This is a genomic window from Amycolatopsis sp. NPDC003861 (assembly GCF_053605405.1).
In genome coordinates this window covers 1-15,330 of record NZ_JBSGJD010000233.1, presented here as the reverse complement: position 1 = coordinate 15,330, position 15,330 = coordinate 1, and the positions used below count along the sequence as shown (strand labels likewise).

Below are 15,330 nucleotides of genomic sequence, written 5' to 3'. Positions count from 1 at the left end.
ACGGGCATGGGATGCCGCGTTCGTTGAGGTGCCGGGCGATGCTGGCGACGCTGTGCCCGGCGAGACGCTGGCGGAACATCCAGGTGACGTGCGGCGCGGTTCGCGGGTCGGGAGCGAGGCGTTGCAGCCGCCATCCCCAGCGGGCGTCGGCGGGGTTGGGGTGTGGGCCGGCGTCGACGAGCTGGTAGCCGTAGGGTGGTCGGCCGCCGAGGTAGCGGCCTTGCTGGGTGGCCTGGTTGTGCATCGCCGCCAGGACGCGGTGGCGAGCGCGGAGCACTTCGCGCTGGGACTGGGTGGCCAGCAGCGACAGCAGTGCCCGATGGTCCCGGTTGCCGAGATCGACCGGTCCGCCTGTCTCGGGGAGCCAGAGCTGAATACCGTGGCGGTTGCACCAGGGTGTAGAGGGTGGCGAACTGGGTGCCGGTGAAGGCGCGTTCGTATTCACCGACCACGATCGTATCGATCACGGACTCCGGACTGGAGATTTCGGTCATGAGCTGGGCAGCCTGCGTTCGCTGTCGCCATGGGACGCGGCGTGAGGTGCCGGCGTCGAAGTAGGCGGCGACGACCTGGCCGTGGCTCGTGACCAGTTCATCGGCCATGTCGCGTTGCCAGCCCTGTGAGGAGACGCGGTCTTGATGGCGGGTGGTCGAGGTCCGGGTTCCCGGGAGGAGTCGCGGTGGGCGAGCTGAATCGTGGGGCAAGGCGTTCGACATTTCGAAGTGGGAAGTGAAGGAAGTCTGGGAACGGGTCAGCGCCAACAAGGGTGCGCCGGGAGTGGACGGTTGCTCGATCGAGGACTTCGAGAAAGATCTACGGGGCAACCTGTACAAGATCTGAAACCGGATGTCCTCGGGGAGCTACTTGCTGCCGCCGGTGCTGGCGGTGGAGATTCCGAAGGCACACGGCGCCGGTACTCGGGTGCTGGGCGTGCCGACCGTGGCTGATCGGGTGGCGCAGAAGGTGGTGGCGCGGAGACTGGAGAGGGCGGCTGAACCGGCCTTCCATCCGGACTCCTATGGCTCCCGCCCACGTCGCTCCGCGTAAGACGCGGTCGCGACATGTCGGGAGCGCTGTTGGAAGAGCGACTGGGTGATCGATCTGGACATCGAGAAGTTCTTCGACAGCGTCCCGTGGGACCTGGTCGTCAAGGCGGTGGAGTCGCACACCGACCAGCGGTGGGTGGTGCTGTATGTCACGCGGTGGCCGCAGGCGCCGGTCCAGACCTCGAACGGGGAGGTCCAGTCCCGGGAACGGGGCACCCCGCAGGGGTCGGCGGTCTCCCCGGTGCTGGCGAATCTGTTCCTGCACTACGCGTTCGATGCGTGGATGGCGCGGACGTTCCCGGCCATCCCGTTCGAGCGCTACGTCGACGACGCGGTCGTGCACTGCACGAGTGAGGCTCAGGCCGAGCACGTGGCCCGGGCGATCGGCCTCCGGACGGAACAGGTCGGGTTGCGGTTGCATCCCGGCAAGACGAGGATCGTGTACTGTCAGGACGGTAAGCGGCGTGGTGTTCATGACCACACCGCCTTCACCTTCCTGGTGTTCACCTTCCGTCAACGCTGCGCCAAGGATCGTCAAGGCAGGCGGTTCAGTGCATTCTTGCCCGCGGCCAGGAAGGCCGCCCTGAAAAGGTTGAGTTCGCACGTGCGGTCCTGGCGGCTGCACACGCGCACGACCCTGACTTTCGCTCAGCTCGCACGGTGGGTCAATCCCGTCGTGCGGGGATGTATGCAGTACTACGGGGCTTACTACCGCTCCGCACTGCATCGGCTCCTTACCCGCATCAACACCTACTTGGTGCGGTGGATCCGAAAGAAATACAAACGCTTGCGGGGCATGAAATCCGCGGTCCGGTGCTGGCGGGGGATCGTCGTACGACATCCCCGGATGTTTGCGCACTGGGCATGGGTCGCGGCTGTCCCGCCTGCTCAACGATCAAGATGACAAGAGCCCGGTGACGAGAGATTGTCACGCCGGGAATCCGTGGGAGCCCGGGGGTGAGATTCCCCCGGGCCACCCGACTGAGTTCGGGTTCGCTCGCGGCTTTCCCTCGTGGGCGTCTCCGGTGCGTGTTCGTGGTGCTGGAGGTGCATGGTGGCGGTGCCGGAAGCAGTCGCCGGGTTCGCGGCGATCCCCGGTGTCCGCACGGCTGCCCAGCTCGGCGAGCCGAACCTCGATGCGTCGGCGTCCGCCGGGTCCCTGCCGGTGGCGCCGGCGCTGGCCAAGCTCGTGCCGGGCGGCCTCCGGCGCGGCACAGCACTCTCGGTCTCGGGCTCGACCGCCCTGGTGCTGGCGCCGGCGAGGAACGTCGAGGAGTCTGGGAGAAGCAGAAACAGGTGAGTCCTGAGTTCGACGACTACGAGGCACGGACGGACCGGCTCATTCCGATGATGCTGATCGAGCGTCGTCTTTGATACCCGTGGACGAGGAAGCCGGCTCCTCCTCTGTCGAATATCGGCGCCGGCTCGCCCCGACCGATGGACAGGACGCGGGTCCGACCGTCCCTTTGCCGGCATCACCGCCTATCCCGACTGATGCGCGACCGTGACACCCGGTTTGATCGGCCGTGCCCGGGTGGTTCCCGGCCGCTGACCGCGGCGCGGAAGCCGGTCCGGGGGATCAGCTGCGGGTCCACCTCTGGTTGGTGCCGCCGTGGCAGTCCCAGATGATGACCTTCGTCCCGTTGGCGGTGGCGCCGCCGTTGACGTCCAGGCACCTGCCCGACGCCACCGCCGTCACGCTGCCGTCGGAGTTGACGCGGAATTGCTGGTTGCCCTGGCCGTTGCAGTCCCACACCGTCACGGCGGTGCCGTTGGCCGTGGCCTGGTTGGAGACGTCCAGGCACTTCGCGCCGTCGTAGGCGCGCAGCTCGCCGGCCGCGGTCGTGGTGAAGCGCTGGTTGGTCTGGCTGTTGCAGTCCCAGATCTGTGCCAGGGCGCCGTTGGTCGGCGTGCTGCCGGCGATGTCCAGGCAGCGGCCGGAGTTCTGGCTCACCAAGGAGAACGACGTGGGCGCGGGGCCCCCGCCACCGCTGACGACGTACACCGCGGTGCCGTGCGCCGGGACGCCGGCCGAGATGGCGCCGGACGTGGTGGTCGTGCCGTTGGTCCAGGCGTCGCGCAGCGTGAACGAGCTGCCCGACAGGCCGATCGCGCTCGCCGTGGTCGAGACGGTGGTCGTGCCGCCGCCCTGGTTGAACAGGGCGACCGCGACGTTGCCGTTGGCCAGCTGCTTGGCCAGGACGCGCCGGGTGCCGTCGTTGGAGATCTGCCTGGCCTGCAGGCCGAGGCTGTCCTGGTTGATGGCGATGAGGTTCGCGTTCTTCAGGATGGTCGACGTGGCGGCGTCCATGTTGCGCAGGTCGTTGCCCGCGATGAGGGGCGAGGCCATGACGGCCCACAGAGCGAAGTGGCTGCGCATCTCGGTGTCGTTCATGCCGCCGCGCCCGACTTCCATCATGTCCGGGTCGTTGAACCCGCCGGGCTTGGCGTAGGACGCCAGGGGCACGGTGACGTTGACGATGTTCTGGATGCCCATCGGGTAGCCGTTGGTCTGCCCGGTGTCCCACTTGTTGGTGATGTCCTCGGTGGTGCGCCACATGTTCGCCACGTCGCCCCAGTTGCGGCGGGGTCCGGTCTTGTCGTGGATGCTGTTGGAGTTGATGCTGTAGACGATCGGGCGGCCGGCGGCGCGCAGCGCGTCGCGCATCTTGGCGAAGGTGCGCACCTGGTCGTCGATCGTGCCGCTGGGCGAGCACCAGTCGTACTTGAGGTAGTCCACGCCCCAGGCCGCGAACTGGCGTGCGTCCTGCTCCTCGTGGCCCAGCGCCCCGGTCGAACCGGCGTAGGAGTTGAAGTACTGGGCGCACGTCTCGGCCAACGGCGCCTGGTAGATCCCGAACTTGAGGCCCTTGCCGTGGATGTAGTCGCCGAGCGCCTTCATGCCGCTGGGGAACCGGCTCGGGTCGCCTTGGAGGTTGCCCGCGGAGTCCCGGTTCGGGTTCATCCAGCAGTCGTCCACCACGACGTACTCGTAGCCCGCGGCACGCATGCCGGAGTTGACCATCGTATCGGCCATCTGCCTGATCAACGTCTCGTTGATGTTGCAGCCGAACGTGTTCCAGGAGTTCCACCCCATCGGCGGCGTGCGCGCCACACCGTTCTCCAACGCCTCCGCCGACGACGTAGGCAGCACCGTCGTGATCGCGGACAGCAGCACGCCTGCCGCCAACAGCGTGGCCGCCCTGCGAGGGCGGGGAAGTCGTGTTGCGGTCACCCTGATCTCACTCCTCGGTGCGTACGACGTTCCGGTTGGTCGCCGACGGGGCTGTGACGCAGCGACTTCCGTCAGCGGCGCAGGCGGAAGCCAGTCTGGCATTCGATGTTCACGCTCACAAGAGCGCATTCCGCCGACGTCCGCGAACAGCGGGGTTCCGGCGCCGGATACGAAAGTTACAGCACCGAACCGCGGATTGGCCTTGACTGAACGCCTTGTTGGAATGGCGCACAGAACCGAGGAACGGAGACGATGTGGCGATTTCGCGGCGAGGCGTGTTGCGGTGGGCGGGCGCGGCGGTGGCCTCAGGTGCGATGGGTGTGGGCGGGGAGGGGATCGCGGACGCGCTCCCATCGCGGTGGGAGCGGTTGCGCGCTCGCCTGGACGGCGAACTCCTGGTGCCCGGTGATGACGGCTATGACACCGCACGGCTGCCGTTCAACTCGCTGTTCGACCACCATCGGCCTGCCGCGATCGCCCGGTGCGTGCGGCCACATGACGTGCAGCGCTGCCTGGAGGAAGCACGCCTGTCTCGCGTCCGCGTGGCTGCGCGTGGCGGTGGGCACAGCTACGCCGCCTACTCGACACCGCACAACGGCTTGGTGGTCGACCTTTCGCGGATGTCCGCGGTCGAGGTGCGGTCCGACGGCACTGCCGTGGTCGGTGCGGGTGCGCGCCTCGGCCAGGTCTACTCGGCGCTCACCGCCGCCGGTCGGTGCCTGCCGCTGGGCAACTGCCAGTCCGTCGGCATCGCCGGATTCACCCTCGGCGGCGGACTCGGCTGGACGCAGCGCACGTACGGCCTCGTCTGCGACAGGCTGCGTGCCGCCAGGATGGTCACGGTGGCCGGCCGGGTGGTCACCGCGTCGGAAGACCGCGAGTCCGAACTGTTCTGGGCGTTGCGCGGCGGTGGCGGCGGCAACTTCGGAGTGGTCACCTCGTTCGAGTTCGCCACCGCGCCGATGCCCGAGGTGCTGACCGTGTTCCGCGTCCGGTTCCCGGCCGGGTCGGCGGCAGACGTCCTCGGCGGATGGCAGCCGTGGAGCGTGGCGCTGCCCGATGAGGTGTCGACCTCCTGCGTGGCCACACCGAACGGCGCGGTGGACGTGCTCGGCTGCGGCGTCGGACGCGAGGGCGTGGTGCTCGCGGAACTCGCCCGCCTGCTCGACGCGACCGGCGTGGACGCACCGATCGAACACGCCGAGGTCGACTACCCGACCGCGACGGCGATCATGACCGGTGGTCAGCCGGCCCGCAACGCATTCCGCGCTTCGTCACGGATCGTGGACAGGTGGCACGACCCGCAGACGGTGGCGGACACGGTGCGCGGCATGGACAGCGCGCTGTTGATCCTGGGCGCGCTCGGTGGAGCGATCGACCGGCAGACGCCGACGGACACGGCCTATCCGCACCGCGGCGCACCGACGTCCATCGAAGTCTTCGGCTCCGTCGGCACCCTGCCGCCCGACCAGGTCACCCGTGAGGTGGACCAGGCGCAGAAGGCGTTGGCGCGCCTGGTCGGCACCGGCACGTACATCAACTACCTGGACCCTCTGCAGCAAGACTGGGCCCAGACGTCCTACCGGCACAACCTGCGCCGGCTGCGTGCCGTGGCGCGCCGCTACGACCCGGACCTCGTGCTGCGGTTCCCCCAGTCGGTGCACTGAGCAGCGAGGGACTCCGCGTCCGCCAGGTACCGGGCCACCGGGCCCAGGGTCAGCATTCCACTGCCGGCGCCGGCGTCTTCCGCCTGAGCGTCCCGCAGGGCCGCCGCGGCCCGCGCCGCGGCTTCGGGTTCGTCGAGGCGGACTGCGGCGTGGGCGGTCAGGCACCACATCGCTTCCTGCATGTGGTCGGGAGGTGGCTCCGGCGCCGCGGCCAGGGCGGTGCGGGCCTCCTCGGCACGGCCTTGGCCCAGCAGCACGTGGGGCCATGCCCAGGGCAGATACGGCCCCCAGTCCAGGTGCCGGTCGGTGGGCGTGGGACGGTCGTGCAGCAGACGCAGTCCCAGTAGGGCGAGCGGGAACAGGCCACGGTGCAGGCCGGGCATCCCGGCGGTGCGAAGGGCCCCCTCCGCGGCACGGTACTGAGCCGCGGCCGCAGCCGCGGCCGGTCCGGCGGGCTCGGTGCTGCGGATCGCCGTGACCCGGGCCCGGAACCAGGCGGTGAGGACGCCGACGAGAGGAGCCTCGGTGGTGGCGGCGAGATGTTCGGCCGCCGTCGCGTGCGCGGCCGCGGTGTCCAGATCACCGAGGGCCGAAGCGGATTGCAGGCGGACGAGCCGGCCGAGGACAGCGAAGTTCGGCAGGCCGTTCCTGGTCGCCACGTCGAGGATCTCGGCACCGATCCCGTCGCGTACCGCCGCGAGGCCGGGGCGGGCGAAGGACTGCAGGAACACGCCGTTGAGCGCGAACGCCAGCAACGCCGGATCGCCCAGCTCCCGGGCCAGCGCCTCGGCTTGGTGCGCGGCCTGCCGGGCGCGGCTCAGCACGCCTGCGGCCAGGTCGGCGGTGCGGCTTTCGACAGCGATCGTGGCCAGCAGACGCGCCCGGAGGTCGGCGGGCGCGTCGGGTCCGAGCCGGGTGAGCGTGCGTTCGGCGGCGGTGACGACCGCCCGGGACTGTTCGGGGTCGTCGGCGCGGCTCCAGATGGCGGGAACGTCGTAGGCGCCGATGATCCGGGCGGCCAGGTGCAGGTCCCCGGTGCGTTCGGCGGCGTGGATCGCGGCGAGGCGGTCGCGCCGCGAGTGGATGAGCGCGTCGCCGCCGGCCAGCGCGAGCGTGCGGGCGAGGTCCACGGTGGTGCGTGGGCCGAGCCGGACACCCGGGCCGGTCCACGCGTTCGGCGGGCCTGGAGCGGGCCCGGTCAGGATGTCTGCCTCCAGACGTTGCAGGTCAGGTCCGGGATCGAGGCCGAGCTGGCCCGCGAGCATCGCGCGGGCGCGGCGAAGGGTCGACAGCGCGTCGGCCTGGCGGCCCGCGTGGTGCAGCGCGCGGGCCAGCAGTCCCCAGGCCGGTTCGCGCCACGGGTGTTCGGTGACGTGCGCGCCGAGTTCGGCGACGAGGTCGGCGCCTTCTCCGGCGTCGAGGAGGATGCCGGCGCGTAGTTCCAGCGCCGCCAGCCGTAGTTCCTCCAGCCGGCTGCGTTCGCGTCGCGCCCACGGCGAATCCGGCACGTCCGCGTAGGCGGGGCCGCGCCAGGCCGCGAGCGCCGCGCTGAGTTCGGTCACCGCGCCGGGGGAGTGGCGGGTTCGGGTGAGCGCGTCCTCGAACCGGTGGACGTCCACGTTTTCGCGGGGCAGGCGCAGCGCGTATCCGGGGCCTTCGGTGACGATCACCCGCGGCGGGGTACGCGGTGACCGGTCGGGTTCCAGGGCGCGGCGCAGGGCGGCGACGAACGTCCGCAGCGCGCCGACCGCGCGTGCCGGTGGCTCGGTCCAGAGGTCGTCGACGAGCGTGTCGGTGGTGACCAGCCGTCCTTCGGCGGCGACGAGGCGGGCGAGCACCTCGCGGTGGCGGGGACCGCCGAGGTTGACCGGGCGCCCGTCGTCGTCCGAGGCCCGCACGGCACCGAGCACGTCGATTCGCATGCCCCCATCATCGGGGCCGGAGGCCGGAGGCGCCCGGGCGCACTGATCGGTTGCTGATCGCCGTCGCCCAGGCTCGGCCCGGTCAGGTTCCCGATCCGAAAGACGACCTTCGATGACACTCTCCATTCCCGGTTTCGACCACGTCCGCCTGCCCGGTACCGACGGTGTCGAGCTGGCGGCCGCGGTCGGCGGCAGCGGCAGCCCGGTGGTCCTGCTGCACGGCTTCCCCGAGACGCACCTGATGTGGCGGCACGTCGCCGAGCGGCTCGCCGGTGAGCACACGGTGATCTGCCCCGACCTGCGGGGTTACGGCGCCAGCGCCAAGCCGGTGGCCACCGGCGAGGAGGTGTACGCCAAGCGCACCATGGCCGCCGACGTGGTGGCTCTGGCGGCCGCACTTGGCCACGAGCGCTTCGCCCTCGTCGGGCACGACCGGGGCGCCCTGGTCGCCTTCCGGGCAGGCTTGGACCACCCCGAGACCGTCTCGCACCTCGGCATCCTCGACGTCGTTCCGACGCTGGACATGTGGAACGTGCTGCACGGCGTCTCGGCGGCGGTGGGTTACCACTTGTTCCTGATGGCGCAGCCGCCGGGCTTGCCGGAGACGATGATCGCGGCCAGTGCGGACGCCTTCTTCGGCTCGTTCCTCGACGCGTGGGCCAACGACCCGGCCGCGATCCCGGACGACGTGCGGGCGGAGTACCTCCGGGCGAGCGCGGCGGCGGTGCCGTCGATCGTCGCGGACTACCGCGCCTCGGCCGGCATCGACCTCCGGCACGATCAGGCCGACCTGGATGCCGGGTCACAGCTGGCCATGCCGGTGACGGTCGTCCAGCAGGACTGGGGCGCGCAACTGGGCTACGACGCCGCCGCCGTGTGGAAGGCGTGGGCGCCGGATCTGGACCACCGGCTGACGAACGCCGGGCACTTTATGGCCGAGGAAGCGCCGGACGAGATCGCGGGCGCGATCCGAGACCTCCTGACCCGCTGAGCTCGTCTTGATCAGCGGGTCGCTGCGCCCAGACCCGGGCCATCCTCCTAGGCGTTGAGCGGGACGCCGAACCATTGCCGGGTGGCCTCTCGTAGTTCGTCCTGGTCGGGGTGGGTCTCCGACGAAGCCCATGCCACGATGCAGGACGCGATCAACCTGGGCTGGAAGCTCGCGGCCGTGATCACCGGCGGCCGACGTTTCGACAGTGCCGACCACCGCCGCGACCACCTGCGGGTCCAGGTCGTCGACGGCGTCGGTGCCGGTGCGCGCGGCGATGGCGAGGGTCAGCTCGTCCTGCGCCGCGGCGTCCGCCTCGGCTCCGGCTCCGTCCGCGTCACGCTGTACGACGAAGCCGGGAGCCCGGCGGCCGTGGTCGAATCGCTGACGACCCGGCCGATGGCGGCGCCCGACACGATGCTCTACCGTCCACAATGGATTCCGGTCCCGCCGTCGGCGGCCACGGAACCGGTCCGGACCAGTACGGAGCCGCAGATCGCCGTCCGCGACGGCGTGCCGTACGTCCTGCGGATCACCCGGGCGCCCCGGCACCGGCGCGGCCGATCGACCCGTCCGGGACGGTGCTGATCACCGGTGGCACGGGCGCGCTCGGCGCCCTGGTGGCCCGGCACCTCGTCACCGCGCACGACGTCCGGCACCTCCTGCTGGTGAGCCGCAGCGGGCCGGCGGCGCCCGGAGCCGGCGAACTGCTCGCGTCGCTACGGGACCTCGGCGCGGACGTGCGGATCGTCGCGGCCGACGTCGCGGACCGGGCGACTGTGACGCGGCTGGTCGGCAGCTGCGAGCCGCCGTTGACGGCGGTCGTGCACAGCGCGGCCGTGGTCGACGACGGGGTGCTGTCGGCCCAGACGCCGGAACGCCTCGACGTCGTGCTGCGCCCCACGGCGGACGCGGCGCTGGTCCTCGACGAGGTGACCCGGCACCTGCCGTCGACGGCCTTCGTCCTGTTCTCCTCGGTCACCGGCGTGTTCGGCAAGGCCGGGCAGGCCAGCTACGCGGCCGCGAACCGGGTGCTGGACGCGGTCGCGTACCTCCGCCGCGCGGCGGGGCTGCCCGGGCTGTCGCTGGCGTGGGGGCCTGTGGGAGCTGGGCACCGGTCTGGGCGACCGGATCTCGGCCACCGCCCGGCGGCGGATGCGCGCGTCCGGCGTGGAAGGGCTGTCGGCCGAGCAGGGCCCGGCGCTGTTCGACGCCGCGCTCGGCTCGGTCGAACCGGTGCTGGTGCCCGTCCGGTCCGACCCGACGGTGTCGATGGCGCCGCCGACCGGCCGTTCGCCCGCACGCTTGCCCGCGCCGTGGGCGAGCTGGCCGGAGAACCCGGCTGAGCCGGAGCTGCGTGAGCTGCTGCGCGCGGAGGTCGCGGGGGTCCTGGGGCACCCGAACGCCGCCGTGATCGACGACGACCGCCCGTTCCCGGAGCTCGGGTTCGATTCCCTGACCGTGATCGAGCTGCGCACCCGCCTCGCCGGGTTGTCGGGCATCGACCTGCCCGCCACCGTCGTCTTCGACCGGTCCACCGTCACCGAGCCGGCGCGGCATCTCCTGGATCTGCGGCGTACCGCGCAGGAACGAAACCCGGCTCGTTCCCCTCAAGAAAATTACATGTCGTGAATTCGGCCATTCGCGCCGTGGAAACGGTTTCCTGTCCTTGACAGTGGTCAGGACGGCAGGTTTAGTTCATTATCTGGACGAAGTGGTCCGGCGAGGCGTTGGAGGCAATCGTGCAGGATCGCCACACATCACACGCCGATGATCCGACCGCCGGCCGTTCGCGGTTCTCCCGTCGGATGTTCCTCGGCGCAGGCGCGGGCGTTGCCGCCGGGGCGACGTTGGGACTGGCCGGGCCGGCGTTCGCGGAGACGGGCAAGGTGCGTGGAGAGACTCCGTTCGGGCCCGTTGTCGTGGCGGACCCGGGAGGACGGGCGTCCTACGCCCGGGCCGTGCGGCTTATCGCCGGGCGGCCTGCCGGGATGTCGCGGACGCTGCTCGCGACGTTTCAAGGGGGAGGCGGTCCGGGTTTCCCGCTCTACCGGAGCGACGACGGTGGCCGTACCTGGGAGAAGCAGGGCAGTGTGCCCAACGGCGATGAGGCCACCGGACTTTCCCTTCATCCGTTCCTGTACGAACTGCCCCGGGCGTTCGCGGGCTTGCCCAAGGGCGCGTTGCTCTTCGCCTGCAACTGGCTGGACAGCTTCACCAGCACCAACATCCAGCTTCACGCCAGCACGGACGGCGGCCGCACCTGGCGGTTCCTGAGCACGGTGGCCCGGGGCGGACCGCCCGACACGACGAACGGCGCGACGCCGGTGTGGGAGCCTTTCCTGCTGCTGCACGACAACCGGCTGATCTGCTACTACTCCGACCAGCGGGACCCGGAGTTCGGTCAGAAGCTCGCCCACCAGACCAGCACGGACCTGCGCACGTGGGGTCCCGTGGTCGACGATGCGACCGGGACGACGTACCCCGAACGACCGGGCATGACCACCGTGGCCAGGCTGAACCGGGGCCGGTGGATCATGACCTACGAATTCGGGGCGCCCGACGACCCGGACAACCCCGATCAAGACCACTACACCTACCACGTGCACTACCGGATCGCGAAGGACCCGGAGTCGTTCCGGTTCTCCCAGGACACCCCGCTCCTCGACCAGAACGGCGTTGCGCCGAACGGAGCGCCCGTGGTGTCGTGGATGGACTCGGGTGGGCCGGACGGAACGATCATCGTCACGGACAACGACAATCAGGACTTCTTCATCAACCGCCACCTCGGCAACCCCGGGAAGTGGACGCGCCTGTCCTCGCCCATGCCGGCCGGGTACAGCCGGTTCACCCTTCCCCTCGACGGTCTCCAGAGCCCTCGGAACCGTGGCCTGGTCTTCGTCATCACGGGAGCCCAGTACGGAAAATCCGCGCCGATCGAGGCGGGCATCATCTCGGTGGACGACTGCGAGAACCCGGACCCCCGACGGCAATAGCGCCACCGCCTGGAGCAAGCCGTGCCCGCCTCGCACCACCTGCTGCTGGCTCACGGGCTCGGTGTGGAAGCGATCCGGGCGCACGCCGCTCGCCCTGCGAACATCGGTCTCGTCTGCAACCTGTCGGGGATCGAACCCGCCTCGGACCGCGACGAGGACGTCGCCGCGGCGAAGCGGATGGACGGGCACGTCAAGCGGTGGTGGCTCGACCCGGCCAACGGGCGCGGTTATCCGGCCGACATGCTCGAGGTCTACGGGGTCGAACCGCCCGTGCTCGGCAACGACCTCGACGTCATCGCGGCGCCCACGGACTACCACGGACTGAACTACTACTTCCGCCAGATCGTCGAGGACGATCCCACCGGCCCCGCGCCCTTCGCCAGGCAGGTGCCGGCGGAGGGCGCGGGTACCACCGCCATGGGCTGGGAAATCCACGGTCCGGGGCTGGCCGACCTGATCCACCGGCTGCACGACGACTACGGCGCGGAAGCCATCTACATCACCGAAAACGGTGCCGCGTTCGACGATAAGGTCGCCGAGGACGGCTCCGTCCAGGACGACGACCGCATCGCCTACTTCGAGGAACACCTCACGGCGGTCGCGTCGGCCGCCGAGGCGGGCGCCCCGGTCAAGGGCTACTTCGCCTGGTCCCTGCTGGACAACTTCGAGTGGGACAACGGCCTCGACAAACGGTTCGGCCTCGTCCGGGTCGACTACGGCACGCAGCTCCGGACCGTCAAAGCCAGCGGCCACTTCTACGCCGACCTGATCGCTGAGCACCGAAATCGCTCCTGAGTACTGCTCCCCGTTAGTTGACATCGTCGGAGCGAATGGCATGTAATCGATCCATGCGCATTTTTCTCGGATTGGCCATCGTGGGCATGGTATTCGCCGGCGGCTGCGCCGCCGGACTCCATGGTCAGTCCGAAAATCCATCCGTCCCTATCGCGGCGTCGTACACCACTACGGACCGCGCTTGGATCGAGATCACCATAGCCATGGACGAGCAGCTCGTTCCGCTGCTTGCCCTTGTAGACAGCCGCACCGGAACCGCGGCTGTCCGCGACCTCGGCAAAAAAGCCGACGCCTCGACGAAGTCGGAGCTGCTGGAACTACGGCGGCTTCACGATCAGGCCGGCCTCCCGGCGGAGAATCCCCACAAGGGGATGGAGATGCCGGGGATGGTTTCGTCCAACCAGGTCACGCAGGCCGGTGCCTTGCGCGATACAGGCTTCGACAACTACTTCAAGAAGTGCCTGCGTGATCACCTGGATCAGAAGAAACGTTTGGCGCTCGGCGAGAAGTCGTCCGGCAAGGAGCCGCAGACCGTGAGCCTGGCTTCGCGAGTCCTGCAGGAACAGGGCCAGCTCGCCGCGCTGGTTGAATAGCGGCCGCCGTGCCGACCGATCGGGACGGCACGGCAGCCGCTTATCGTCGCTTTCAGCCGCCGGTGAAGCTCGGCGTGGTCCCGCACTTGGCGTTCTGGTTCAGGCAGGTCTTGACCAGTGCCGCCAGTTTGACGTGGTCCCAGCCGTTCATGAAGTCACCGTGCATCGACGACGCCATTCCCGAGGACAGCGCGAGGCCGTCGCCGCCCAGGATGTCGTAGTTGACCATGTACGACAGGTTCGGCACCGCGACCGGGTAGTTCCCCTGGCACTTGCCGGCGACCGGGTCACCCATGTGCGACTTGTGGTCGGGCGAGTCGATGTGCTTGCCGTCCCAGCAGTCCTTGAACGTGAGCTGGTAGATCAGGTTCCCGCCAGGAGCACAAACAGGCCAGTTCCCGTCGGCGCTCCGTCCGACCTCGGCGCTGCCCGCGCACCAGAACTGGTTTCCCTGGCCCTTCTGGGTGGGCACCTGCAGCTTGGCATCACCCTGCACCATCACCAGCCCGGGCGGGAACGGCCGGACGGCCGACGGGTCGGGGAGCCGGGAACCGTAGTAGACGCGCATGCTCTTGAACGGAACGGCCACCCCGTTCCGCTGCAGCTGCGGTACCCAGTAAGCGGCATTGTCGCCCGGAGAGTTACACGTCGTCGATCCGGCCGTCAGAAGGGTTTCCGTTGTCATGAACGCGTCGTTCCGCGGCCCGAAGAACGTGTGCATGTGGGAGGCACCGGGCAGGCGAGGGAAGACGATCGCGTCGTCCTTGGCTTCGTTCGCGATCGTGCAGTCGGTGTGGAACTCGGGGACCCTCGTCGTCCCGGCCGGCACCGGTGGCGGCACGATGCGCTGGTAGTCGGTCAGCTCGCGCTGGTACCGGGCCTGGTCGACGTCCACCCAGCCGGCATCCGCCGCGACGGAGCTGCTCGAAGCGCCGGCGGCGGCGGAGCCCGTTTCGCTCGCGCCGGCCACGAAGGCGGTGCTTCCGGCCAGCGCAAGAGCGAGGGCAGCGGTGAGAACGGCCCGGGTCCGGAGCCGGAACTGTCGAGGTCGGCAACCGGTAGCCCGATTCGGCGTACTTCGCATATAGATCTCCTCACTTTGTTTTCAAAATGTTGGATAGGCGCTACGAAGATCCGAACTACTGCAATAGTTGCCGAGGGAGTGCACGGTCGTGCTGACACCGCTGGGCGGCTGAACGTGTGCGCTTCAGCCATACGTGGCCGCAGATGGCCTTATCGCCGTCGTGATGACGGGGATTGCCTGGGCGCCGTTCAGTGTCGCGCGCGAAAAGTGCAGCCTATTGTCGGGGAGTCGTGTTGCCGCTCGCGTCGGCGAACGCGGTCGACCGCGGCGCGGAATCGGTGGTGGCGCACCATTCTCCGTGGTGGGCACGAGAGTCCCGCGGCAACGACTCAATTCTGCGGACACGGGCACCACTCGGCCGGAGCGGACGGCGGATGCGTCCCGCGGCTGCGGTCGATGGTGCTGCGGTGCGTCGTGGTCGGGAGAACGTCCTTGATCTCATCGAGCCCACCTGGTCAGTCGTGATCCATCGTGTCGCGCACTGTGCGCGTCACGATGCCGAGGCAAGCATGCGGCTCGCTCGGCATTCGGGTGAGGTGGCAGATTTACATCGACCAACCCGAAGTGCTGGAGTGTTCCAGGTGGCGGCCGCGGAACCGGTTCCATCGAGACAACTGAAAGTAAACCGTCCTGATTGGGTGACGTCAAGACTCTGGACGGCAATTTTCCCACCAACGCGGTGCGCCGCGGCGAGGCGCAGGGGACCGGGAGAAGTTGCCGCAGAGCATCCGGCTGGTCGGAAGGCGATCCCGGATCCAGCTTGAACGTCACGCCGTGAAGCCGCCGTCGATCGGAGTACCACCTCGCTCGGGTGACCGGCGCGGTCACTGACCAGGAACGCTGCCGCCGCACACCGACTGAGGTGCCGGCCAGCTTGGCGCGGCGCAGCGCGGCGGCCAAGGCCTCGGATCGGTAGACGGGGGCGACGAGCCCTGTTTTCTGATCGGTGCGGGCTTGGCGCATGTACTGGGGCAGCAGCAGGTCGCGATGCACGCACAGCCCGG

14 protein-coding genes and 1 pseudogene are annotated in these 15,330 nt (G+C 69.5%); 11 read left to right on the top strand and 4 right to left on the bottom strand.

What is annotated here, in order from left to right; all coding sequences use genetic code 11:
- The coding region (locus tag ACWEVN_RS38395; protein WP_452054542.1) for a recombinase family protein at positions 1 to 277 on the bottom strand (277 nt) is incomplete at its 3' end.
- 803 nt (positions 278 to 1,080) lie between these two features.
- Here ACWEVN_RS38395 and ACWEVN_RS38390 point away from each other — a divergent pair.
- The 3 genes and pseudogenes from ACWEVN_RS38390 to ACWEVN_RS38380 all read left to right on the top strand — a co-directional run.
- Positions 1,081 to 1,533 (top strand): annotated as a pseudogene (locus ACWEVN_RS38390) (reverse transcriptase domain-containing protein); the annotation flags it as partial.
- Between the two features lie 12 nt (positions 1,534 to 1,545).
- A complete protein-coding gene (locus tag ACWEVN_RS38385) occupies positions 1,546 to 1,950 on the top strand; it encodes a group II intron maturase-specific domain-containing protein (protein ID WP_452054543.1) in 405 nt (134 codons plus the stop codon).
- 156 nt (positions 1,951 to 2,106) lie between these two features.
- Positions 2,107 to 2,346 carry a hypothetical protein gene (locus tag ACWEVN_RS38380; protein WP_452054541.1) on the top strand — a complete coding sequence of 80 codons (240 nt, stop codon included), beginning with the start codon at positions 2,107 to 2,109 and terminating at the stop codon, positions 2,344 to 2,346.
- A 279-nt stretch (positions 2,347 to 2,625) separates the two neighbouring features.
- Here the strand turns inward: ACWEVN_RS38380 and ACWEVN_RS38375 are convergent, their stop codons facing one another.
- A complete protein-coding gene (locus ACWEVN_RS38375) occupies positions 2,626 to 4,224 on the bottom strand; it encodes a glycoside hydrolase family 27 protein (RefSeq protein WP_449683824.1) in 1,599 nt (532 codons plus the stop codon).
- A gap of 425 nt (positions 4,225 to 4,649) precedes the next feature.
- On the opposite strand from ACWEVN_RS38375, the gene ACWEVN_RS38370 reads away from it, so the two are divergent.
- Positions 4,650 to 5,948: an FAD-binding protein gene (locus tag ACWEVN_RS38370; RefSeq protein WP_452054540.1), complete on the top strand. Its 1,299-nt coding sequence runs from the start codon at positions 4,650 to 4,652 to the stop codon at positions 5,946 to 5,948.
- Here the strand turns inward: ACWEVN_RS38370 and ACWEVN_RS38365 are convergent.
- Positions 5,903 to 7,870, bottom strand: coding sequence for a BTAD domain-containing putative transcriptional regulator (locus ACWEVN_RS38365; RefSeq protein ID WP_452054539.1), 1,968 nt, complete (start codon positions 7,868 to 7,870; stop codon positions 5,903 to 5,905). The genes ACWEVN_RS38370 and ACWEVN_RS38365 overlap by 46 nt on opposite strands.
- Before the next feature lie 112 nt (positions 7,871 to 7,982).
- Between ACWEVN_RS38365 and ACWEVN_RS38360 the strand changes: the two genes are divergently transcribed.
- The 7 genes from ACWEVN_RS38360 to ACWEVN_RS38330 all read left to right on the top strand — a co-directional run bounded on the left by ACWEVN_RS38360 (position 7,983) and on the right by ACWEVN_RS38330 (position 13,242).
- Positions 7,983 to 8,861, top strand: coding sequence for an alpha/beta fold hydrolase (locus tag ACWEVN_RS38360; protein WP_449683827.1), 879 nt, complete (start codon positions 7,983 to 7,985; stop codon positions 8,859 to 8,861).
- 81 nt (positions 8,862 to 8,942) lie between these two features.
- A complete protein-coding gene (locus ACWEVN_RS38355) occupies positions 8,943 to 9,446 on the top strand; it encodes a hypothetical protein (RefSeq protein WP_452054538.1) in 504 nt (167 codons plus the stop codon).
- The gene (locus ACWEVN_RS38350) at positions 9,440 to 10,204 is read left to right on the top strand and encodes a ketoreductase domain-containing protein (RefSeq protein WP_452054537.1); all 765 of its coding nucleotides are present in this window, start codon (positions 9,440 to 9,442) and stop codon (positions 10,202 to 10,204) included. The genes ACWEVN_RS38355 and ACWEVN_RS38350 overlap by 7 nt, the downstream gene beginning before the upstream one ends.
- Positions 10,164 to 10,490 (top strand): acyl carrier protein, encoded by a 327-nt coding sequence (locus tag ACWEVN_RS38345; protein WP_452054536.1) that lies wholly within the window; start codon positions 10,164 to 10,166, stop codon positions 10,488 to 10,490. The genes ACWEVN_RS38350 and ACWEVN_RS38345 overlap by 41 nt, the downstream gene beginning before the upstream one ends.
- A 461-nt stretch (positions 10,491 to 10,951) precedes the next feature.
- Entirely contained in the window at positions 10,952 to 11,854 is a 903-nt protein-coding gene (locus ACWEVN_RS38340; RefSeq protein ID WP_449680096.1) for an exo-alpha-sialidase, read from the top strand.
- A 21-nt stretch (positions 11,855 to 11,875) separates the two neighbouring features.
- Complete coding sequence (locus tag ACWEVN_RS38335) at positions 11,876 to 12,649, top strand: family 1 glycosylhydrolase (RefSeq protein WP_452054535.1); 774 nt, start codon at positions 11,876 to 11,878, stop codon at positions 12,647 to 12,649.
- Between the two features lie 53 nt (positions 12,650 to 12,702).
- Positions 12,703 to 13,242, top strand: coding sequence for a DUF305 domain-containing protein (locus ACWEVN_RS38330; protein ID WP_452054534.1), 540 nt, complete (start codon positions 12,703 to 12,705; stop codon positions 13,240 to 13,242).
- Positions 13,243 to 13,294: 52 nt separating this feature from the next.
- Here ACWEVN_RS38330 and ACWEVN_RS38325 read toward each other — a convergent pair whose 3' ends face one another.
- Positions 13,295 to 14,212 carry a DUF1996 domain-containing protein gene (locus ACWEVN_RS38325; protein ID WP_449683832.1) on the bottom strand — a complete coding sequence of 306 codons (918 nt, stop codon included), beginning with the start codon at positions 14,210 to 14,212 and terminating at the stop codon, positions 13,295 to 13,297.
- Between the last annotated feature and the right edge of the window lie 1,118 nt (positions 14,213 to 15,330).